We start from the raw sequence: 21,134 nt of genomic DNA, 5'->3' as shown, positions 1-21,134 counted from the left end.
AGATTCCATCGCGCTACGGTCAAACTGCCAGTAAACTGCGCGGCATTCCCGAACCATCCTTTTTCCAGAGGTTTTGCATGAGTCTCAGTCCTTTTGCGGGCAAACCGGCACCCGTTGAGTTGCTGGTCGATATTCCGCGACTGGTTACGGCGTACTACACCGGTCAGCCCGATGCATCGGTGCCTACCCAGCGTGTGGCCTTCGGTACGTCCGGGCACCGTGGCAGCTCGTTCGACCTGAGTTTCAATGAATGGCACGTCCTGGCCATCAGCCAGGCCATCTGCCTGTATCGCGAAGCCCAGGGCATCGATGGCCCGCTGTTCGTCGGCATCGATACCCATGCCCTGTCGACCCCGGCCGGGGCCAGCGCCCTGGAAGTGCTGGCCGCCAACGGCGTCACCGTGATGATTGCCGCCAATGACGAATACACCCCGACGCCGGCGGTGTCCCACGCCATTCTCTGCTACAACCGCGGGCGCACCTCGGGCCTGGCGGACGGTATTGTCATCACCCCCTCGCACAACCCGCCACAAAGCGGTGGCTACAAATACAACCCCACCAATGGCGGCCCGGCCGACACCCATATCACCAAGTGGATCGAGGCCAAGGCCAACGAACTGCTGGCGGCCAAGCTGGCCGGGGTCAAGCGCATCAGCTACGAGCAGGCGCTGAAGGCTGACACCACCCATCGCCACGACTACCTCAATACCTATGTCGCCGACCTGATCAACGTCATCGACCTGGACGCCATCCGCAACGCCAAGCTGCGCCTGGGCGTGGACCCGTTGGGCGGAGCAGGGGTGCGCTACTGGTCGGCAATCGCCGAGCACTATCGCCTGGACCTGGATGTGGTGAACCGCCAGGTTGACGCCACCTTCCGTTTCATGTCGGTGGACTGGGACGGGCAGATCCGCATGGACCCATCCTCCAGCCACGCGATGCAGGGCCTGATTGGCCTGAAGGAGCGTTTCGACGTGGCCTTCGCCTGCGACCCCGACCACGACCGCCACGGCATCGTCACCCCCAGCGGTGGCCTGCTGGCGCCGAACAACTACCTGGCGGTGGCCATCGACTACCTGTTCCAGAACCGCGAGCAATGGCGCGCCGATGCCGCGGTGGGCAAGACCGTGGTCAGCAGCGGCCTGATCGATCGCGTGGCGGCGCGCCTGGGCCGGCGCCTGTACGAAGTGCCGGTGGGCTTCAAGTGGTTCGCCGACGGCCTGTTCGACGGCTCCCTGGGCTTTGGCGGCGAAGAGAGTGCCGGCGCCTCCTTCCTGCGCCGTGATGGCGGGGTCTGGTGCACCGACAAGGACGGCCTGATCCCATCCCTGCTGGCAGCGGAAATGACTGCCCGTACCGGCCGCGATCCGAGCCAGGCCTACCGCGCCCTGTGCGATGAACTGGGCGAGCCGTTCTCGGTGCGGGTCGATGCCAAGGCCAATCCGCAGCAGAAAGCCCTGCTCAGCAAGCTGTCGCCGCAACAGGTGACCTCGACCCAGCTGGCCGGTGAGCCGATCCGCCAGATCCTCAGCCAGGCCCCGGGCAACGACCAGGCCATCGGTGGCCTCAAGGTCATGACCGAAAACGGCTGGTTCGCCGCGCGGCCCTCCGGCACCGAGGACATCTACAAGATCTACGCCGAAAGCTTTATCGGTGACGATCACCTCAAGCAGTTGGTGCAGGAAGCCCAGGCCCTGGTGGACGGCGCCATCAGCGGCAACTGACCCTCGATCGGCGGGCAAAAAAAGGGCGACCATCAGGGTCGCCCTTTTTCTTTGCGCTGGCTCAGGCCAGGTCCACCAGTACGATCTCGCTGTCTTGCAGGGCGGTGACCCGCAGCACCCGCTCATCCTCCACGGCCACGCCGTCCCGGGCCTCGGCGCGCAGGCCGTTGACCTCGATCGCACCGGTGGCCGGCACCAGGTAGGCCCGGCGGCCGCTGTCCAGCGCGTATTCAGCGGTTTCACCGGCTTTCAGGTTGGCCGCCACCAGCCGCGCATCGGCACGAATCCGCAGGCTTTCTTCGTCGCCCTGCTTGCCGCTGGCCAGGGTCACGAAACCCTCGCGCTGGCCCTGGGGGAAAGGCTTGGCGCCCCAGGACGGTGCCGAGCCGGCCTGGTTGGGAATGATCCAGATCTGGAAGATCTTGGTCGGCACGGCTTCCAGGTTGTACTCGCTATGGGCGATCCCGGTGCCAGCGCTCATCACCTGCACATCACCGGCTTCGGTACGGCCCTTGTTGCCCAGGTTGTCCTGGTGGCTGATGGCGCCTTCGCGAACGTAGGTGATGATTTCCATGTCCCGGTGCGGGTGCTGCGGAAAGCCGCTGCCGGGTGCGATCACATCGTCGTTCCAGACCCGCAGGTTGCCCCAGTGCATGCGCTTGGGGTCATGGTATTCGGCAAAGGAAAAATGGTGATGGGCATCGAGCCAGCCGTGGTTGGCACTGCCCAGGGAGTTGAAGGGTCTGAGTTCAAGCATGATTCTCTCCTCGAAAGGCTTCGTCATGGCAGGTTCTGCACCCGGCCCAGGAACGATAACCGTTGGTTGATGGCGCTCATGATCCATCAGTCATAGATCGATAAAAAGCGCAAAAAATGCTGAAAACATATCGTAAAATTAGATGTTTATTTTGCCGTGAAGCTGCTGTCCAACCTTCGATTCATCGCTTAAGTTAATGACCTGCAAGCAATTGCCTCGATGCCGTGAAAGAATCCCCCGATCCTGATCCATCTGCCTTACCCCTGGAGTCCGCGTGCCGCAACACAGCCCCGATTTGCCCCCCGAGCTTCTACCCCTGGCCCAGATGCCTCTGCTTAAACGCCTGGCAGCACGCTTCTTCGGCCACGGCCTGAACCGCCTGCGGGCCCAGCATCGGGCTTCCTGGCTGCACGGCCAGGCCGACGGCTTTCGTAGCGGGCACAACGCCGGGGTCGAGTACGGCTACGAGGAAGGCCGGCGCGAGGGGCTAGAGGAAGGCCGTCAGGTGCTGCTGATTCGCGACAGCCGCAATACCGAACACCGGCCACCCGGGGTGGATGACCGGCTGTTCGACGATTGGCGCCTGCCATTGAGCGCCGAGCTGAAAAAGCGCTTCAAGGCCGATGTCGCCCGGCTGCTGGCGCCCCAGGCCCAGCCCAGCGCGGCGCAGTGGAAGATGATCTTCAGCGACACCCCGGCCACAGCGGTGATCGCCGGGGCCGGTGCCGGCAAGTCGACCTCGCTGGTGTTGCGCCTGCTGCTGCTCAGCCACTACCTGGGCTTCGAGCTGGACTCCATGACCGTGGTGACCTTCACCCGGGAGTCGCGCAAGGACTTCATCAACAAGCTGCTGCAAGTCTTTGCCCTGTGGGGCCGGGTGCTCAGCCCCAGGGAAGCCCGGGAACTGGTGCGCACCTTCCACTCGCGGATTTTGCCCATGGTCCGCAGCCTGCCGGGGTTCGAGCGCCTGCAGGCCTTCGAGAACCTCAGCGAACGCGCGCCGAGCGCCGATGAGGAGGTGGACAGCAACCCCTTCGACCTGCGCATCAACGATGCCCAGCGCCAGCACCTGAATGCCTGCTACCAGGCGCTGTATCGCAGCGACGAACGCTTTCGCCAGGCCCTGCAGCCGCTGCTGCGCCACGCCTTGCAGCTCAAGGAGCTGGAGCGCGATCACCCGGATGTGCAGAAGCGCGTGGCGGTTACCGAACTGGCGGCCAAGCGCGATGAAGAGCTGTGCGACATGGTCGAGGACCTGTGGTTTCGCGCCGGCGCCTGGCCGATCAAGGGCATCGAGCCGCAGCGCCAGTCGTTCGAGATCAATGGCGCGCAGTTCCACTGCCATGGCTATGCCCCTGAGTTGGATGCCTGGGTGATGCTGGGCTTCGACCCTCGGGAAAACCCTCAGGCCAGCCGTCCGGGAGCCAAGCTCAGTGTGCGTGCAGAGTGGGCAGTGAAGCGCACCCTGTTTCAAGCTTTCTGTCGTAAGCCATTGATTTGGCTGGATAGTTACGATGCATCAAAGCGCGCTTCAGGGGCTTTTTCGGCGACCCCGAGTGGCGGGCCAGGCTTCGACTACAAGGTCAAGGGCGAGCTGGCCTCGGCGCCCTTGCTCGACTGTTTTGTCGCCGCCGCCGGCTTTATCGAGAACCTGGGGCTGGATGTCGGCGATGCCGTGGCCGGCATGAGCTTTGCCGCGGACGATCCGGACCGTCACTTCTTCGAGGCCCTGAGCCTGTTCTGGCGTGCCCTGGAAGATCACCTGCTGGATCAGTCGCCGCCGATCATGAGCTACAACCGGATGTTTGCCTTGTTCAGCGAGCGTTCGCCGGAAAACCTCAAGCTGCTGAGCGACGCCTGCCTGCGGCCGCTGTCGCACCTGATGATCGATGAGTTCCAGGACGTGTCGCCGCAGATCGTTTCCTGGCTCAAGGCCTGCCTCAAGGAAATCCGCAGTCGCAGCTCGGCCCTGCACCTGGGGCGAGGGGCGCAGCATTCCTCCTTGCTCTGCGTCGGCGACGACTGGCAGTCGATCTATGGCTGGCGCGGCAGTTCGCCCAAGTACTTCATCGATTTCAACAAGGAGTTCCCGTCCCCGGGCACCACCCGGGTGATGCTCGGCGAGAACTACCGCAGCCACCAGCATGTGATCGATGCGGCGGAACATATCGTCCGGGCAGTGCCGGCGATTCCCGGGAAAAAGGCCAAGGCGGTGGGCGAGCCTCGGCAGCTGTGGCCGGTGCAGGTGCTGGATCGCGACGATCAGGACCTGGCCCAGCGTCTGGCCGAGCACTATGGGCAGGGTGATTCAATCTTGATGTTGTTTCGAAAAAGCAGTGATAAGTTCTTGATAGAAGAGCATATTTCACAAATAGTTAATGTAGATTCTAGATTGCCTCCAGCGGCTCGCCGGCTGAAATTGCTGACCTATCACAGTGCCAAGGGCTTGCAGGCGGATGTGGTGTTCCTGCTCGGCGATTGCCAGCACTTGGGCGGCTCGCCCTACAAGAACCAGCTCTATCGCCAGGCCGGGCTGGGCAAGGACGGCGACACTGACGCCTACGACAACGCACAGAAGGACGAGGCCCTGCGCCTGGCCTATGTTGGCATTACCCGGGCGGTGAGGCATTGCTACTGGTATGTCGAACGCCAGGAAAACATGCCGGGCAATGCGCCCAAGGCCTCGGACCGAGTGCCTCGCGACAAGCCGTATTTTGAGGACTTGCGCCAGGGCCAATGAAAAATCCCGCTGTGCAAGCGAATGCTGTTCACTTAAGCGGCTGAACGAAGAATGTGGCGAGGGAGCTTGCTCCCGTTCGATCGGCCGGCGGCCGGTGCCCCGGGGCGCAGCCTTCGCAAAGCCTGTTGGTACGGCTCGCAGGATGTAGATTGAGGGCGCTGCGCACCCCAGCGGGAGCAAGCTCCCTCGCCACAAGGTCGAGTTGGCGAACGGACCCAAGAAAAACGGCGCTTGCCCATTCAAGGGAAGCGCCGCTTTTTGTTAAGTGAACAGCATTACGCTGTGCAAGCGAGCTTGAGGGGTGATTGGCTTGTTTCAGGCTTTGAGCGCCAGGGACGGGGAAAAGGCTTCCAGCTCATCCTCCACCGCTTCGATTATTCGTTCCACATCGGCGGCGTTCATCACCGTGGCGCAGGGAATGCCGGCGATGGCGATCAGGGTTTCGCCACTGGCCCGATCGAAGAGCCGGGCGATCATGCTGCCGGGCGCATCCATGCTGGCCTCGAAGCCCAGGGGATGAAAATGCCAGCGCATCAGCTGGCAGGCATTTGGAAAGGTGACTTTGCTGGCCCAGACACTATTCATCATTGGCCCACCTTGTTTCATTGAGCGCTTCCTTGTGCTCGCGGTAGGAGCGACCGGCGCGTCAATGTGCCGATCGATTGAGGGTTTAAAAATAGCACCGGCGTATGACGGTCTGCGGTTTTTTTGCTCACCGTCCGGCAGTTCATGACAGATGTATGATCCCGGTCACGTCCTTGAGCAGGTGCGAGGTTGCAGCGGGCAGTCGACGGCCGTGCGTTGAAGCCTCGACCTCAATTCGGCAAGCTGGGCGCTTTTGCGTGCGAGATACCTATGTCCGCCCCTGACGATGGTCCACTGCAAACCCGGGCCACTGGCGAAACCGTGATGCGCTATCACCTGTGCTGGAAGCATCGCGACCTCGATGGGGTGATGGCGTTGTATCACCCCGAGATCCAGTACCACGACTTCTTCCAGAACCGCACCCTGGGGCTCGACGAGTTGCGCGAGTACGTCCAGGCCAGCATGCCCCGCGCGCCCGACGAAGCCCTGGAGCACAGCGACCGCATCCGCCTGGACGGCAACACTGCCTTTATCCAGTACCAAGTGACCCTGCGCGGCGGCCAGGGGCTGGTGTCGTTCCGCGCCAGCGAAGCCATCACCGTGCGCGACGGGCTGATCTGGCGGGTCAATGAATACGCTTCCCTGGTGCGCGAGCCGGCACCGAGCAAGGCCACCGGCGGCGGGCGTGCGGCGGCCAGTCGCCTGGGCCTGTCGCCACGCCAGTTGAGCTTCATGGCCGAAGACCTGCAGCAGTACTTCCAGCGTCAGCAGCCGTACCTCGACCCCGAGTTGGACCTGCAACGGGTGGCCCGGGAGTGCGGCTACAGCCGCAACCAGATTTCCTACCTGCTCAACCAGGTGTTGGGGCAAAGCTTCTACCGCTATGTCAACCAGGCGCGCCTGCAGCATCTGCTGGGCGCCCTGGACCAGGCCGTGCTGCCACTGCGCATCGATGAGCTGGCGTTCGCTGCGGGCTTCAATTCTCTGTCGGCGTTCTACAGCTGTTTTCGCCAGCACACCGGGCAGTCGCCCAAGGCCTACGCCAAGCAAATTTCTTTGCGGGCACGCGCGCAAGACAACCCCTGAAGGCAGGCACTAGGATCGCCGCATTCGAGGTTCGGGTTGCGGAGTTCAGGCATGTCAGCGTGGCGCAGTATCAGTTTGTGGATGGATCAGCTCGACGAGCCGCTGCTGCCGCGGCCGCCCCTGGAGCAGGACCTGGACCTGGATGTGGCGATTATCGGCGCCGGCTACACCGGCCTGTGGACCGCCTATTACCTCAAGCGCCAGGCGCCGCAGCTGAAGATCGCCGTGCTCGAGGCGCAGACCGCTGGCTTTGGCGCTTCCGGGCGCAACGGCGGCTGGCTGATGGGCAACCTGCTGGGGGAAGACCGGCTGCTGGCCGGGTTGTCGCCCGAGCAGCGCCGGGAATCCTTCGCGCTGTTGCACGGCATTCCCGATGAAGTGGCCAATGTCATCGAACGTGAAGGCATCGCCTGCGATTACCGCAAGGGCGGGGTGCTGTACTGCGCCGCGCGCTATCCCGAGCAGGAAACCAGCCTGCGCCAGTACCTGCGCAAACTGCAGGCCCAGGGCCTGAGCGAAGAAGATTACCGCTGGTTGAGCCCCGACCAGCTCGCCGAGCAGATCCGCCTGGCCAAGCCCTATGGCGGTATCTACACGCCGCATTGCGCCACCATCCAGCCCGCCAAGCTGGTGCGTGGCCTGGCCCGGGCGGTGGAGCGCATGGGGGTGAGCCTCTTTGAAAACAGCCCGGTGACCCACTGGCAGTCCGGCAGCCTGCAAACGGCCCGGGCCGCTGTGCGCAGCCGCTGGATAGTGCCGGCGGTGGAAGGCTATTCGGTGACCCTGCCGCCCCTGGGCCGCTATCAACTGCCGGTGCAGAGCCTGCTGGTGGCCACCGAGCCGCTACCGCAATCGACCTGGGACGAGATCGGCCTGAGCCGCGGCCAGGCCTTCAGCGAAAGCAGTCGCCAGGTCACTTACGGCCAGCGCTCCATGGATAACCGCCTGGTGTTCGGCGCCCGCGGCGGCTACCGGTTCGCCAGCCAGTTGCGCCATGACTTCGACCTGAGTCGGGATGAAGTGGAACTGCGCCGCTATCTGTTCGGCGAGCTGTTCCCCCAGCTCAAGCAGGTGCGCATCACCCATTCCTGGGGCGGCAACCTGGGCATGTCCCGGCGCTTCAAGCCGCACATGTTCTGCGACCGGCGCAAGGGCATCGCCCTGGCCGGTGGCTATGGCGGCGAAGGGGTGGGGGCCAGCAACCTCGGCGGGCGCACCCTGGCCGACCTGATTCTGGAACGCGACACGCCACTGGTGCAGCAACCCTGGGTATTGCCCGAGGGCGGCCTGGAGGCCCTGCGCGCCTGGGAGCCGGAGCCCTGCCGTTGGCTCGGTTACAACGCCATCATCCGCAGTTTTGTCCACGAAGATCAGACCCTGGCCAATCCGGCCTCGGCCCCATGGCGGCGCAGGATGGCCAGCCGCATCGCCGGTTTCATGGAAGGTTTCATGCATTGAGCCGGCGTTACCCAGCGAACGCCCAGCGTTCGGATTATCCGCCTGATAGGTAGAACCATGAGCATCACCCAATTCAAGCAAACCGCCAGCGTCAGCCTGGCTGAATCGGCACCGGTGGCGGTGCCCCTGGGCACTCCCGTGGCCGTGACCTCGGTGACCGCCGTCGAGCGCAGCGACGGGGTCGAGACCGGCATCTGGGAGTGCACCCCGGGGCGCTGGCGGCGGCAGATCGTCGCCCAGGAGTTCTGTCACTTCATCCAGGGCCGTTGCACCTTCACCCCCGATGATGGCGAAACCCTGCAAATAGAAGCCGGCGATGCCCTGATGCTGCCGGCCAACAGCAGCGGAATCTGGGATATCCAGGAAACCGTGCGCAAGACCTATGTCCTGATTTTCTGATCCCTTGATTGCCTGCCAATAACAAAACCAGCCACAGGTAACGACTCATGACTCCCAAGACCCGCGCTTTGCTGTTGTTCAGCCCGCTGTTGCTCGCCACCTCCCTGGCCCAGGCCGCCGGCACGGTGAAAATCTACAACTGGTCGGACTACATTGCCCCGGACACCACCAAGGATTTCCAGAAGGCCACCGGCATCGGTTTCACCTATGACGTTTACGACAGCAACGAGACCCTGGACGGCAAGCTGATGACCGGCAAATCCGGTTATGACGTGGTGTTTCCCTCCAACCACTTCATGGCCCGGCAGATCCAGGGCGGGGCGCTGAAAAAGCTCGACAAGAGCCAGCTGCCCAACTGGCAGAACCTCAACCCGGTGCTGCTCAAGGCCCTGGAGGTCAATGACCCGGGCAACCAGTACGGCTTCCCCTATCTGTGGGGCAGCACCGGCATCGGCTACAACCAGGCCAAGATCAAGGAAGTGCTGGGCAGTGACGCACCGCTGGATTCCTGGGACCTGATCTTCAAGCCCGAGTACATGCAGAAGTTGCAGAAGTGCGGGGTGGCGATCCTCGACAATGGCCCGGAATTGATCCCCACGGCCCTGAACTACCTGGGCTTGGCGCATCACAGCAAGAACCCGGCGGACTACAAGAAGGCCGAGGCGCTGCTGATGCAGGTGCGGCCTTATGTCAGCTACTTCCACTCGTCCAAGTACGTGTCGGACCTGGCCAACGGCAATATCTGCGTGGCGGTGGGCTTCTCCGGCGACATCCTGCAAGCGGAAAGCCGGGCCCGGGAGGCGAAGAACGGGGTGCAGGTGGGGTATTCGATTCCCAAGGAAGGCTCGCCGATCTGGTTCGACATGGTGTCGATGCCGGTGGATGCGCCAGACGAAAAGGCCGGTTATGCCTTTATGAACTACCTGCTGCAGCCCGAGGTGATGGCCGGCGTCAGCAACTATGTGCATTACGCCAATGGCAACCAGCAGGCCGACGGCCTGATCGATCCGGCGATCAAGAACGACAGCAAGATCTACCCAAGCCCGGCAATGATGGACAAGCTGTTCGCCTTGGAGGCCATGCCGCTGGATATCGACCGCATCCGCACCCGCCTGTGGAGCAAGGTGCGTAGCGGCAACTAAGCGCCGCTTGCTGCCTGGCACTTCCTGTAGGGGCCGGCTTGCCGACGAATAGGCCCACAGGCCTTGCGCCGGTCATGCGGGCGCCTTCGCGGGCAAGCGGGTGTTGGCGGGTGCCTACAGCTGGCTGTTTTCCGCAAGCAGCGCGCCGCCATCCACCACCAGGGTCTGGCCGGTGATATAGCCGGCCTGCCGCGAGGCGAGGAACAGCATGGCGTGGGCTATGTCCTGCGGCGTGCCCAGGCGCTGGAGGGGAATGCCCCGAGACAGTTGCGCGGCATCGCCAAGGTTGTCCGTGGCCTGGGTGGCGATCAGCCCCGGTTCCACGCCATTGACCGTGATGCCATGCTCCGCCAACTCCAGCGCCGCGGCGCGGATAAAACCATTGACCCCCGCCTTGGACGCCGCGTAATGGGCCAGCCCGGGTATCGCCGTGCGTGGTCCGGTCACCGATGAGGTGATGACGATCCGCGGCTCACTGGCACGACGCAGCGCCGGCAGGGCGGCCCGGGTCAGCCAGAAGCAACTTTTCAGGTTCACCGCCAGGGTGCTGTCGAGGGTCTGGTCCTGCAGCTCGGCGAGCTTTTGCAGGGGGAAGATCCCGGCGTTGTGCAGCAGCAGGTCCAGCCCGCCAAAGGTTTCCAGGGTGGCCGCTACGGCCTGGTCGGCCGCCGCCCGAGTGCCCAGGTCCAGGCTCAGCAGCTCGGCGCAGCCACCGGCGGCGCGGATCAGGCGCAGGGTTTCGGCGCCGTTGGCGGCGCTGCGGGTGGCCAGCATCACCTTGGCGCCCCGGGCGGCGAACAGCTGGGCGATTGCCCGGCCGATGCCCTGGCCCGAGCCGGTGACCAGGGCGATGCGTCCCGCTTGATCCTGGTTCATGCCGGGGCTCCTTGTCGGACCTGGGCGATGCACTGCTCCAGCAGTTGGTTGTGCAGATCGACCTGGGCCTCACTGGCGCTGGGGCAGAGCAGGGCCATGTTGTGGAACGGGGTCAGCAGCACCCCGCGATTGAGCAGGTACAGGTGCAGATAGGCTTCGATCAGCCCGTGGCGGGCGTGGTGGGCCTCGCCACCGTTGCGTGGTGCCTGCTGCATGAACAGGTATTCCACCCGGGCGCCGATGCGGGTCACGTGCCAGGGCAGGCGATGCCGCTCGATGATCGCCGCCACCCCGGCCCGCAGGCGCTCGGCCAGCGCGAACATGCGCCCGTAGTTCTCATCGTTCATCACTTGGCTGAAGGTGGCGCGCATGGCGGCCATTTGCAGGGCATTGCCGGCCAGGGTGCCGCCGAAGCCGAAGTGGTTGATCGCCTGGCCCGGCTGGAAATGCGGCAGCACCTGCCAGATGCGCTCGGCCATGGCCTGGCTGCTGCCCCACACCGCGCAGGGAATGCCTCCGGCAATCGACTTGCCGAGCACGAAGAAGTCCGGTTGCAGGCCATGCTCGCCACAGTAGCCGCCGGGGCCGCAGGACAGGGTATGGGTTTCATCGATGATCAGCGGCACGTCGTAGCGCCGGGTCAACGCCCGCAGCCCCTCATGAAAGCCCGCGGCCGGAGGCACCATGCCGACGTTGGTCATAAAGGGTTCGGTCAGCACCGCCGCCACGTCGCCATGGGCCAGGGCCGCTTCCAGAGCCGGCAGGTCGTTGAACTCCACCAGGCGCGTGGTGGCCTGGTGCTGCAGGCCGTTGGCGTGCACGCCGTCCCGGGCAATCATCTGCCCCTGGGCATCGAACTCCACCTGGGACTCGTCGACGCTGCCGTGGTAGTTGCAGTTGAACACCAGCACCTTCTGCCGCCCGGTGATCATCCGGCACAGGCGCAGCACGAAGCGGTTGGCATCGGTGGCCGAGGTGGTGACCTGCCAGTAGGGCAGGCCGAAGCGCCGGCTCAGTTCCTGGCCGACCCACAGGCTGTCGGCGGTGGGCAGCATCAGGGTCGAGCCGCGCTGCACCTGCTGGGCGATGGCCGCGCTCACTGCCGGCTGGGCATGGCCGAACATGGCGCCGGTGTCACCCAGGGCGAAGTCCACGTATTCATGGCCATCGCAGTCGACCAGGGTGGCGCCTTGGGCCTCGGCCACGGTAATCGGGTAGCGGCCGGGCCACTGCTGCATCCAGTGCAGCGGCGCGCCATACAGCCAGTGCTTGAGGTTGTCCTGGTAAAAGGCGCCGGAGCGCGGATGGCGTTCGGCGAAGCGTTGCAGTTCAGCCTGGTAACACTGGCTGACAAGGTCTAGATCGAGGCCCAAGGTCATGGAGAGGTCCTGAGCAGCTAGCGGCAAGCGGCTAGCTGCAAGTGAAAAGCCAAAAAATCCAAACGCCAGCCTGCATGTGACTGGCAGTGAACTTACCGCTTGTAGCTAGCCGCTTGCCGCTGCTTGTGCGCCTACTGGGAAGTTGGCGGCCTGGCTGAAGTCGCTGCCCTGGTAGCCGAAGATCTTGCCGTCGCTGCGCCCGGCCTTGAGGTCGATCAGCACCAGGCCCAGGGTCGGGATGATCTTTTCCCGCCAGACGAACAGATACAGCTGTTCGGCGATCTTGTAGTAGTGGCAGCGGTCGGTGTCCGCCAGGCCTTGTTCAACCCCTCGCAGGCATTGCCAGCTGTAGAAATTGGCATTCAGGTAGTAGTGCTCGTAGGCCTCGCTGGCGCTGTAGACATATTGCTTGCGCAGGCCAATCAGCTCGTCGGTGGGGGCATGGGCCGGGGTTTCGGCGCGGCTCGGGCGGTCGATGCCGCCGTGCAGGAACTGCGCCTTGACCGAGGTCAGCTCGCCGCCGGCCAGGGCTCGGCTGAACAGGTCGACGCTGGCTTCGGCGCGGCTGGGCATCTGGCCGATCACCGCAGTGAAGCACTGGCGCTCAAGGTCGAGGATCAGGCTTACCGAGTGGGTCTGGCCCTGCTCCTGCTTGAGAAAGTCCACCAGGACAATGCCCGGGCGTACTGACGTGGCGCGATAGGGCAGCTCGGCACTGGCGCTTTCGCCCAGCAGGTTCCAGCTCAGGCTGCTGCTGGCGAAGTGATGCTCGATCTGCCAGCCATTGTCGAAGTGCAGGGTCAGGCTGCGGCCGGCCAACTGGTCGGTTGCCTCGAGGATGTGGTTGTCGTGGGCGAAACCATCGGCCAGGGCGCCAACGGTGATCCATTCAGGTTGCGAATTCATGGCAAGGCTCTTGTCTGCCGGAGGAGAGCCCATGTTCGGCATTCAAGGCAGCGCTGCCCATCAACCTTATGGTTGAACTAGAGGAACAATGTGCGCACCAGCTCCGTGCGACTGCCGACCCCGACCTTGCGGAACAGGTTGATCAGGTGGGTCTTGACCGTTGGCAGGCCCAGGTCCAGGCGACGGGCAATGGACTTGTTGTCCGCGCCGTCACGCAGCAGCCAGGCGATCTGCCGCTCCCGCGGGGTCAGCCCGGACAGGCGTTCATCGACCTGGGAGTAGGGCGCCAGGGCAGCCATTTCCAGCAGGCCCTGCAGGGCATCCAGGGTGCCCAGTTCCTCGACGCTGAAATGCCCCAGGGCGCTGTCGCGCAGCAGGGACAGGCCGGCGATGGGGCGCCCACCGTCATGGGCGAGAATCTCCACCACGTCCAGCACTCCGTGACGTTGCAGGAAACCCTGGTAGATCTCGCTGGCATGGCGACCTTGCTGGGCCATGCCCATGCGCAAGGACAGCACCGGGCGCCCGGCGGCGGCGCAGTGGCGCGGTTGCAGGGGGTCGTACTGGCGGTAGCGTTGCAGGTAGGCCTGGTGCATCGGCTCGGGCATGCGGTACAGCGAGAAGTCCCGGGCCTGCAGCGCTGGGTCGATGCGGTAGAAGGCGCAGAGGGTGGCGGGCACCACCCGGGTAAAGGCGGCGATGCAGCGTTGCCCCAGCTCGTGGGCCTCGGGCAGGGAGGCGGGCGTGCTCATGGCAGGGCTCCTGGGCTGCCCGGCGGGCAGGGGCTGCGGTGGTTGGCGTGAGGTTGAATCCTGTGGGGGCCGCGGCTGCGGCCAGGTGATTGAACGCCCGTAACGACCAGCCTGGCAATAGTTGCGGGCACAGGCTGCGAACGCTCTCGCAGCCTGTGCCGGCCATCAGCGCCTGGCCTGGCTCAGGCCTTCGGCCAGGGCCGCGACTATGGCGTCGGCCTGGGCCTGCTGGATCACCAGCGGCGGCGAGAGAATGATCTTGGTGCCCACCGGGCGCACCATCACGCCGTTGTCCCGGGCGATCTGCGCCACCTGGTTGGCATAGCCGCTCATGGGGTCGATGGGCTCGCGGGTGGTCTTGTCCGCCACCAGGTCCAGGGCCAGCATCAGGCCCTGGCCGCGCACCTCGCCAACGCTGTCGAAGCGCTCGGCGAACGGGCGCAGTTGCTGCAGCAGGTAGTCGCCCATCTTCGCCGCGTTGGCCGGCAGGTCTTCCTTCACCACTATGTCCAGGCAGGCCAGGGCGGCGGCGCAGGCCACCGGGTGCCCGGAATAGGTGTAGCCGTGCATGATCGCGCCGGTGAAGTTGGCGTTTTTCTCGAAGGCCGCCTCGACCCGCCGGTTGACCAGGGTGGCGCCCAGGGGGATGTAGCCCGAGGTGATGCCTTTGGCCAGGCACATGATGTCGGGCTTCACGCCCCACAGGCGGCTGCCGAACATCGAGCCACTGCGGCCGAAGCCGGTGACCACCTCGTCGGCGATCAACAGCACGCCGTACTTGTCGCAGACCTCGCGAATCAACGGCCAGTAGTTGGCCGGCGGCACTATCACCCCGCCCGCGCCCTGGATCGGCTCGGCGATAAAGGCCGCCACGGTGTCCGGGCTCTGGAACTGGATTTCCCGTTCCAAAAGGTCGGCGCAGATCTTGCCCAGCTCTTCCGGATCCTGGCTGTAGGGGTTGCGGTACAGCCAGGGGGTGTCGATATGGAAGCAGCCGGGCAGCAGCGGCTCGTAGTTGCGCCGGAACACCGTGTTGCCATTCACCGAAGCGCCGCCGAAGTGAGTGCCGTGGTAGCCCTGGCGCAGGGAGATGAACTTGGTGCGGTCGGCCTGGCCTTCAAGCTTCCAGTACTGGCGGGCCAGCTTCAGCGCGCTTTCGATGGCGTCCGAGCCGCCGGAGCTGAAGGTGACCCGGGCCATGTCCTCGGGTTCGGCGAGGTTCATCAGCACCCGCGACAGCTCCTCGGCGCGTGGATGGCTGACGCCGTCGAACAGCTGGAAGTACTCCAGCTCGTCGAGCTGGGCGGTGATTGCCGCCTTCACTTCCTTGCGGTTGTGGCCGACGTTGACGTTCCACAGCCCGGCCACGCCGTCCACCAACTGGTGGCCCTGGTCGTCATACACATAGCAGCCATCGCCGCGGACGATGCGGATCGGTTCGCGTTGCTTCATTTCGTTGGGGTGCAGCATGGGGTGCCAGAAACGGCTTGCTTGGCTCACGTTGAATCTCCTGATGGGGCAAGGACAGCGTGGGGCTATTAGTGCGTCATTTATTGGCGCCTGGCTTGCCTCTGTGTGCCAGGGCATTTGATCCAGGCTGCCAGTGGTGCAGTGGGGGTGGGCAGCGCTGGCAGCCAGGGCCAAGTTTTGCGGCAGCCAGAATCAAGACGCCAGTGCGCTTTGCGCTCAAAGTCCTCCTCGAACAAGGCCCCTATTGCGAGGTTTCAAGATGAGCGTTGCCATCGACCCACGTGTCGCCGCATTCATAGACAGTCAGCACGGTCTGCTGATCGACGGTCACAGCCAGCCGGCGCTCGGCGGCGGGCGTATGCCGGTGTACAACCCGGCCAGCGGCGAGCAACTGACCGAGGTCGCGGCGGCAGCCCAAGCCGACGTCGACCTGGCGGTGGCTGCCGCGCGCCGGGCCTTCGAGGGCAGCTGGAAGGCCCAGCGCCCGGCCGATCGCGAGCGCCTGCTGCTGAAGCTGGCCGACTTGCTGGAGGCCCATGGCGAGGAACTGGCCCAGCTGGAAACCCTCAACAATGGCCAGTCGATTCATTTGGCGCGGGCCCTGGAGGTGGGGGCGGCGGCGGAGTTCACCCGCTACATGGCCGGCTGGGCCACCAAGATCGAAGGCAAGAGCCTGGACCTGTCCATCGCCGCCGTACCGGGTGCCCAGTACCGTGCCTATACAGTGCCCGAGCCGGTGGGCGTGGTGGGGGCCATAGTGCCGTGGAACTTCCCGTTGCTGATGGCCATCTGGAAGGTGGTGCCGGCCCTGGCCTGCGGTTGCACCCTGGTGCTCAAGCCGGCGGACGAAACCCCGCTCACCGCGCTGCGCCTGGGCCAGCTGTGCCTGGAGGCGGGCATTCCTCCCGGCGTGGTCAATGTGATCACCGGCAGCGGTGCCGGGGCCGGTGCGGCGCTGGCCGCCCACCCGGGGGGCGACAAGCTGGCCTTCACCGGTTCGACCCAGGTCGGCAAGCTGATCGGCCATGCCGCGGTGGACAACATGACGCGCTTTTCCCTGGAGTTGGGTGGCAAGTCGCCGGTGATCGTCCTTGACGACTGCGACCCGCAAACCGCCGCCGCCGGGGCTGCGGCGGCGATCTTCTTCAACCAGGGCCAGGTCTGCACCGCCGGTTCGCGGTTGTATGTGCAGCGCGGGATCTACGATCAGGTGCTGCAGCGGCTGGTGGCCATCGCCGAGTCACTGAGCATTGGCCCGGGCCTGGACGAGCAGGCGCAGATCAACCCGCTGATTTCCGCCAAGCAGCAGCAGCGCGTGCTGCAGATGATCCAGCGTGGGGTCGAGGAGGGTGCCAGGCTGCTCTGCGGCGGTGTTGCCCATGGCGAGCGCGGCTTCTATGTGCGGCCCACGGTGGTGGCCGATGTCGGCGCCGAGCAGCAACTGCTGCGCGAGGAAATCTTCGGCCCGGTGCTGGTGGCTACGCCCTTCGACAGCCTGGAGGAGGTGGTGGCCATGGCCAACGACAACCAGTACGGGCTGGGGGCGAGCATCTGGTCCAACGACCTGGGGCGGGTCATGCAACTGATTCCGCAGATCCAGGCCGGTACAGTCTGGGTCAACACCCACAATATGCTCGACCCCTCGATGCCCTTTGGCGGCTACAAGCAGTCCGGCATCGGCCGCGAGATGGGCCATGCGGCCATCGAGGCCTACACCGAGAACAAGTCGGTGTGCATCGCCTATTGAAATCGGCCTGTAGGAGCCGGCTTGTCGGCGAACGGGCACTTGGTTTGGGCGCTGCTCTTGCCGATGCCTTCGCTGGCAGGCCAGCGCCCAGCGCCTTGAAGATTACAGCTGCAACAGACAGCCAAGCCCTACGCCTCGGTTTTCGGCGTGCCCTTGAAATGCCTAGAACAATAATCATCAACCCCTGCTTTCGAGGTTTACCATCATGTCGCTCAACGACAGACTCAACCGCCACCTGGATCGAGGGGTGGTCGGTTTTCCCACGGCGCTGGCCAGTGCCGTGGGCCTGATCATGGCCAGCCCGGTGATCCTCACCGCCACCACCGGCTTCGGCATCGGTGGCGGGGCATTTGCCATGGCCATGCTGATTGCCCTGCTGATGATGCTGGCGCAATCCACCACCTTCGCCGAAGCCGCCTGCCTGTTGCCCACCAACGGCTCGGTGTACGACTACCTGGCCTGCGGCCTGGGGCGCTTCTTCGCCATCACCGGCACCTTGTCCGCCTACCTGATCGTGCATGTGTTCGCCGGCACTGCGGAAACCATTCTCAGCGGCATCATGGCCCTGGTGAACTTCGAATCCCTCAATACCCTGATGGAGCAGAGCGGCAGCGCCTGGCTGGTGGGGGTCGGCCTGGTGCTGTTCTTCGGCCTGCTCAACGCGGTGGGCATCACCGCCTTCAGCCGCGCCGAGGTGATCCTGACCTTTGGCATGTGGACCACCTTGATCATCTTTGGCGTGCTGGGGCTGATCAAGGCGCCGGCGGTGGCGCTGGATGGCTGGTTCGGCGCTTCCATGGTGGGCAGCGACTTGCCGACCATCCTCTCGCTGGTGGGCATGGCCATGTTCATGTTCGTCGGTTGCGAGTTCGTCACCCCGTTGACCCCGGATGTGCGCCAGGCTGCGCGCAACATTCCCCGAGCCATGGCCCTGGGGTTGGTGGGGGTGGCGGCGTGCATGTTCATCTATGGCGCGGCGATGAAGCGCCAGGTGGAGAACGTCGCGCTGAGCGCGGATGGCAGCGTGCATCTGCTGGAAACCCCCATGGCCATCCCGCATTTTGCCGAGCAGGTGATGGGCCCGTTCGGGCGCATCTGGCTGGGAATCGGCCTGCTGTTCGCCGGGGCTGCCACCATCAATACGCTGATGGCCGGCCTGCCGCGGATTCTCTATGGCATGGCCCTGGACGGCGCCTTGCCCAAGGTCTTCACCTACCTGCATCCGCGCTTCAAGACGCCCTTGCTGTGCATTGCCGTGGCGGTGCTGATTCCCTGCCTGCATGCCTGGTGGCTGGGGGGCAGCACCGACAGCATCATGCACCTGGTGCTGGCGGCGGTCTGCGCCTGGAGCACGGCCTACCTGCTGGTGACCCTGTCGGTGGTGATGCTGCGCATTAGTCGTCCGGACCTGCCCCGGGCCTACAAGTCGCCGTGGTTTCCCTTGCCGCAGATCCTGTCGTCGGCGGGCATTCTGCTGGGCATGTGGTTTATCACTCCGCCGGGGATGAACCCGCGGGATATCTATGTGCCTTTCGGCAGCATGCTGGGCCTGACCGCGCTCTATGCCCTGGCCTGGACCCTGCTGGTGCAGAAGGTCAATCCGTTTCGTCCGGTGCCGGTTGAAGAGGTGCTGGAACAGGCCCTGGGCCTGAGCGCGGCAACCACCGACAGCCCACGGGAGGGCCTGGCCGATGAGCATTGCAAGCTGGCGACAAAACCTCTTTGAATACTGGCACCGGCCGCCTTCGGGCTATCGCCCGGGGGTGACCCTGGGGCAGTTACGGCGGGATCTGGCGGGGCTCGACTTCACCCCGAATGGTGCGGCCCAGGGTGTTTTCCGTTGCCCGCAAAGCGCCCTTGCGTTCGAGGTGCAGGAGCGGCCCCAGGCACAGTTCCTGATGCATATCGTGGTGTGCCAGTGGTGCATGCGGGTGCCGGTGGCACGGCCCGGGTCGGCACGTATCAGCCTGCGCCATACCGGGGCTATCCGCCGCCAGGGCGTCGCCGCCCGCTTGCTTGCAGGCGCTGCGGTGCCATGGGCGCCCCTGCTGCAGCGGCTGGACAGCGACCCGCAGTTGCTGGCGCGGCTGCTGCCTTTGGACTTCAAGCACCTGGAGTTACAGCGTGATGGGCAAGGCTGGCAGGTACGCCTTGAACACTTCGGCGCCAGCGAGGTGGTCAATCGCTTGCCGGGGTTCCGGCGTTACATCCGCCTGAGCGCTGAACAGCGGATTGCCCTGCTGGGCAGCTTCACCGAGTTGTACAGGCTTCTGCGAGAGTTCTGACCCAAATAACCGTAAGTGCTGGCATACACCCTGCTTGAGCCATAACAAGCTATCCATGCTGACAGGCTTCTTGCCTGGCAAATAGATAACATGTTAATGATATCGCCATAACAACAAAGGCGGTCTGAACCGGTTTCTGGAGGTGCACAGTGCTTGCTACCCATAGTTTCAGTTCCTGGTTGGGCGCCCTGCAGGGCGTATGCGGTCGCTTCGACGCGCGTCCGGCGCGCGATCCTTCCTTGTTTATCGGTGAGGTGGGCATGCAGGACTACGCCGGGCTGGAGGTGGCGCAGATCCGCACCAATGCCGGGCTGATTTCCCGGCAGGGCACCAAGGTCGACCAGGAGGACGACCGCCATTGTTTCCTGATCGTCCAGCGCAGCGGCCATGCGCGTTTGAGCCAGGGCGGCGAAAGCATCGAACTGGCCCCCGGCGACATGGCCTTGCTGGATTCTGCCGGCGCCTGCGAAATCGTGCCCCACGGCTTGATCGAGCACGCCTCGTTCCACCTCTGCCGGGAAGAGGTCTACCGGCACCTGCCGAGCCAGCAGCGCAAGTTCGGCAAGCTCTCGCAGAACTGCGCCAGTGGGCGCCTGATGCGCCTGCTGGTGGAGCAGGTCTGCGCCGGCGAGCTGCAAGGCTGCAGCGCCCGCCAGGAGGGGCAGGCCCTGCAAGAAGCGTTGATTGCCCTGCTCGGGCCAACCCTGTGCCACAGCCAGACCCTGGACGGCCTGGACCACAGCCTGCATGGCCAGTGCCTGCGGGATCAGGCACGGCAGCTGATCCAGCAGTCCCTCAATGAGCCGGGGCTGACTCCGGTATCCCTGGCCGGGCAGTTGAATATCTCGGTGCGTCAGCTGTACCGCCTGTTCGAAGAACAGGGCGACAGCGTCTGCCGCTTCATCCAGCGTTCGCGGCTCAAGCGCAGCGCAGCGGACCTGAGCAACCCGCATCTGCGCAATGAATCGATCACCGATATCGCCTTCAAATGGGGCTTTACCGACTCTGCGCATTTCAGTCGTACCTTCAAGAAGCATTTCGAGCAATCGCCCCGTGACTATCGGGCCCGCTCCCTGAGTGCCTAGGTGTCCGGCCATCGGGGGCGGTGTTCTTGCGACCGCCGCGCTGCGTAGGAGCCGGCTTGCCGGCGAATAGGCCCTTGAGCCTTGCGCAGGGCTTGCGGGCGCTTTCGCGGGCAAGCCCGCTCCTACGGCGGTTGCGGTGCCGGGTAGCGTTTTTCGTAGGAGCCGGCTTGCCGGCGAAAGGGCCGCCACAGACATGCCTTGATCCACCATTCACCGCGACATTCGCCCATCACGCATTAGCCTTGCGTTGTGTGCCCATCACTCGGAGGGCAAGCCAATGTCCCAACGCTTTCATGGCAACCGATTGCGCGTTGGACGCCATTCCCAGCAGGGTCAGATCTACCTGCTCACTGCTGTGACCCATCGACGTGAACCGTTCTTCAATAACTGGCGCATTGGCCGTCTGCTGGTACGTCAACTGCGTCTGGCCCAGGCCGAGAGCCTGGCCAATTCTCTGGCCTGGGTGGTGATGCCGGAGCATTTTCACTGGCTGTTGGAGCTGGGCAGTGGTTCGCTGTCGAGCTTGATGCGCAGCATCAAGTCTCGCAGTGCGCGGGACATCAATGCGTGCCTAGGACGCTCCGGTTGTGTCTGGCAAAAGGGTTATCACGACCGCGCCCTACGGCAAGACCAAGATCTGCAGGCAGTGGCCCGATATATCGTGGCCAACCCGGTTCGCGCCAGGCTGGTCACCCGTGTGCACGATTACCCCCTGTGGGACGCCATCTGGCTGTAGGAGCCGG

18 protein-coding genes are annotated in these 21,134 nt (G+C 64.5%); 11 read left to right on the top strand and 7 right to left on the bottom strand.

Annotated elements, in window-relative coordinates; translation table 11 throughout:
* The first annotated feature begins 77 nt into the window (after window positions 1–77).
* A complete protein-coding gene (gene pgm, locus J4P02_RS02040; RefSeq protein ID WP_426187261.1) occupies window positions 78–1,724 on the top strand; it encodes a phosphoglucomutase (alpha-D-glucose-1,6-bisphosphate-dependent) in 1,647 nt (548 codons plus the stop codon).
* Window positions 1,725–1,785: 61 nt separating this feature from the next.
* Here pgm and J4P02_RS02035 read toward each other — a convergent pair whose 3' ends face one another.
* Complete coding sequence (locus tag J4P02_RS02035; RefSeq protein ID WP_426187259.1) at window positions 1,786–2,481, bottom strand: pirin family protein; 696 nt, start codon at window positions 2,479–2,481, stop codon at window positions 1,786–1,788.
* A 274-nt stretch (window positions 2,482–2,755) separates the two neighbouring features.
* On the opposite strand from J4P02_RS02035, the gene J4P02_RS02030 reads away from it, so the two are divergent.
* Window positions 2,756–5,221 (top strand): UvrD-helicase domain-containing protein, encoded by a 2,466-nt coding sequence (locus tag J4P02_RS02030; protein ID WP_426187257.1) that lies wholly within the window; start codon window positions 2,756–2,758, stop codon window positions 5,219–5,221.
* Between the two features lie 315 nt (window positions 5,222–5,536).
* Here the strand turns inward: J4P02_RS02030 and J4P02_RS02025 are convergent, their stop codons facing one another.
* The gene (locus J4P02_RS02025) at window positions 5,537–5,806 is read right to left on the bottom strand and encodes a DUF1652 domain-containing protein (protein ID WP_426187255.1); all 270 of its coding nucleotides are present in this window, start codon (window positions 5,804–5,806) and stop codon (window positions 5,537–5,539) included.
* Window positions 5,807–6,076: 270 nt separating this feature from the next.
* Between J4P02_RS02025 and J4P02_RS02020 the strand changes: the two genes are divergently transcribed.
* Genes J4P02_RS02020 through J4P02_RS02005 form a run of 4 tightly spaced genes read left to right on the top strand, consistent with a single transcriptional unit; the run spans window position 6,077 to window position 9,891 of the window.
* The gene (locus J4P02_RS02020; RefSeq protein WP_426187253.1) at window positions 6,077–6,892 is read left to right on the top strand and encodes a helix-turn-helix domain-containing protein; all 816 of its coding nucleotides are present in this window, start codon (window positions 6,077–6,079) and stop codon (window positions 6,890–6,892) included.
* 51 nt (window positions 6,893–6,943) lie between these two features.
* Entirely contained in the window at window positions 6,944–8,350 is a 1,407-nt protein-coding gene (locus J4P02_RS02015; protein WP_426187251.1) for an NAD(P)/FAD-dependent oxidoreductase, read from the top strand.
* Window positions 8,351–8,407: 57 nt separating this feature from the next.
* Entirely contained in the window at window positions 8,408–8,749 is a 342-nt protein-coding gene (locus J4P02_RS02010) for a cupin domain-containing protein (RefSeq protein WP_426187249.1), read from the top strand.
* Between the two features lie 47 nt (window positions 8,750–8,796).
* Window positions 8,797–9,891: a polyamine ABC transporter substrate-binding protein gene (locus tag J4P02_RS02005; protein WP_426187247.1), complete on the top strand. Its 1,095-nt coding sequence runs from the start codon at window positions 8,797–8,799 to the stop codon at window positions 9,889–9,891.
* Between the two features lie 114 nt (window positions 9,892–10,005).
* Here J4P02_RS02005 and J4P02_RS02000 read toward each other — a convergent pair whose 3' ends face one another.
* The 5 genes from J4P02_RS02000 to J4P02_RS01980 all read right to left on the bottom strand — a co-directional run bounded on the left by J4P02_RS02000 (window position 10,006) and on the right by J4P02_RS01980 (window position 15,304).
* Window positions 10,006–10,767, bottom strand: coding sequence for an SDR family oxidoreductase (locus J4P02_RS02000; RefSeq protein WP_426187245.1), 762 nt, complete (start codon window positions 10,765–10,767; stop codon window positions 10,006–10,008).
* Entirely contained in the window at window positions 10,764–12,146 is a 1,383-nt protein-coding gene (locus tag J4P02_RS01995) for an aspartate aminotransferase family protein (RefSeq protein WP_426187243.1), read from the bottom strand. Before J4P02_RS01995 ends, J4P02_RS02000 begins: the two co-directional genes overlap by 4 nt.
* Window positions 12,147–12,251: 105 nt before the next feature.
* On the bottom strand, window positions 12,252–13,052 hold the full coding sequence (locus J4P02_RS01990; protein WP_426187241.1) for a molybdenum cofactor biosynthesis F family protein: 801 nt from the start codon (window positions 13,050–13,052) through the stop codon (window positions 12,252–12,254).
* Window positions 13,053–13,129: 77 nt separating this feature from the next.
* On the bottom strand, window positions 13,130–13,804 hold the full coding sequence (locus J4P02_RS01985) for a helix-turn-helix transcriptional regulator (RefSeq protein ID WP_426187239.1): 675 nt from the start codon (window positions 13,802–13,804) through the stop codon (window positions 13,130–13,132).
* 165 nt (window positions 13,805–13,969) lie between these two features.
* Entirely contained in the window at window positions 13,970–15,304 is a 1,335-nt protein-coding gene (locus tag J4P02_RS01980) for an aspartate aminotransferase family protein (RefSeq protein ID WP_426187237.1), read from the bottom strand.
* Window positions 15,305–15,533: 229 nt separating this feature from the next.
* Here J4P02_RS01980 and J4P02_RS01975 point away from each other — a divergent pair, with 229 nt between their 5' ends.
* From J4P02_RS01975 to J4P02_RS01955, 5 genes are all read left to right on the top strand, one after another.
* A complete protein-coding gene (locus J4P02_RS01975; protein ID WP_426187235.1) occupies window positions 15,534–17,021 on the top strand; it encodes an aldehyde dehydrogenase family protein in 1,488 nt (495 codons plus the stop codon).
* A gap of 205 nt (window positions 17,022–17,226) precedes the next feature.
* Entirely contained in the window at window positions 17,227–18,747 is a 1,521-nt protein-coding gene (locus J4P02_RS01970; protein WP_426187233.1) for an APC family permease, read from the top strand.
* Window positions 18,713–19,306, top strand: a complete 594-nt coding sequence (locus tag J4P02_RS01965) for a DUF3156 family protein (RefSeq protein ID WP_426187231.1) — start codon at window positions 18,713–18,715, stop codon at window positions 19,304–19,306. The genes J4P02_RS01970 and J4P02_RS01965 overlap by 35 nt, the downstream gene beginning before the upstream one ends.
* A 149-nt stretch (window positions 19,307–19,455) precedes the next feature.
* Entirely contained in the window at window positions 19,456–20,391 is a 936-nt protein-coding gene (gene feaR, locus J4P02_RS01960) for a transcriptional regulator FeaR (protein WP_426187229.1), read from the top strand.
* A gap of 277 nt (window positions 20,392–20,668) precedes the next feature.
* The gene (locus J4P02_RS01955) at window positions 20,669–21,127 is read left to right on the top strand and encodes an REP-associated tyrosine transposase (protein WP_426187227.1); all 459 of its coding nucleotides are present in this window, start codon (window positions 20,669–20,671) and stop codon (window positions 21,125–21,127) included.
* Window positions 21,128–21,134: the final 7 nt, after the last annotated feature.

Origin of the sequence: Pseudomonas sp. NFXW11 (assembly GCF_049887815.1) — a bacterium.
Classification (GTDB): domain Bacteria; phylum Pseudomonadota; class Gammaproteobacteria; order Pseudomonadales; family Pseudomonadaceae; genus Aquipseudomonas.
This window is presented reverse-complemented; position numbering and strand designations above follow the sequence as displayed.

Coding starts and splice junctions, on each gene's coding strand:
- J4P02_RS01965 (WP_426187231.1), top strand. CDS start 18,713: ATGAGCATTGCAAGCTGGCGACAAAACCTCTTTGAATACTGGCACCGG.
- J4P02_RS01975 (WP_426187235.1), top strand. CDS start 15,534: ATGAGCGTTGCCATCGACCCACGTGTCGCCGCATTCATAGACAGTCAG.
- J4P02_RS02000 (WP_426187245.1), bottom strand. CDS start 10,767: ATGAACCAGGATCAAGCGGGACGCATCGCCCTGGTCACCGGCTCGGGC.
- J4P02_RS01990 (WP_426187241.1), bottom strand. CDS start 13,052: ATGAATTCGCAACCTGAATGGATCACCGTTGGCGCCCTGGCCGATGGT.
- J4P02_RS02015 (WP_426187251.1), top strand. CDS start 6,944: ATGTCAGCGTGGCGCAGTATCAGTTTGTGGATGGATCAGCTCGACGAG.
- J4P02_RS01955 (WP_426187227.1), top strand. CDS start 20,669: ATGTCCCAACGCTTTCATGGCAACCGATTGCGCGTTGGACGCCATTCC.
- J4P02_RS01995 (WP_426187243.1), bottom strand. CDS start 12,146: ATGACCTTGGGCCTCGATCTAGACCTTGTCAGCCAGTGTTACCAGGCT.
- J4P02_RS02025 (WP_426187255.1), bottom strand. CDS start 5,806: ATGAATAGTGTCTGGGCCAGCAAAGTCACCTTTCCAAATGCCTGCCAG.
- J4P02_RS02035 (WP_426187259.1), bottom strand. CDS start 2,481: ATGCTTGAACTCAGACCCTTCAACTCCCTGGGCAGTGCCAACCACGGC.
- J4P02_RS01970 (WP_426187233.1), top strand. CDS start 17,227: ATGTCGCTCAACGACAGACTCAACCGCCACCTGGATCGAGGGGTGGTC.
- J4P02_RS02010 (WP_426187249.1), top strand. CDS start 8,408: ATGAGCATCACCCAATTCAAGCAAACCGCCAGCGTCAGCCTGGCTGAA.
- J4P02_RS02020 (WP_426187253.1), top strand. CDS start 6,077: ATGTCCGCCCCTGACGATGGTCCACTGCAAACCCGGGCCACTGGCGAA.
- pgm (WP_426187261.1), top strand. CDS start 78: ATGAGTCTCAGTCCTTTTGCGGGCAAACCGGCACCCGTTGAGTTGCTG.
- J4P02_RS01985 (WP_426187239.1), bottom strand. CDS start 13,804: ATGAGCACGCCCGCCTCCCTGCCCGAGGCCCACGAGCTGGGGCAACGC.
- J4P02_RS02005 (WP_426187247.1), top strand. CDS start 8,797: ATGACTCCCAAGACCCGCGCTTTGCTGTTGTTCAGCCCGCTGTTGCTC.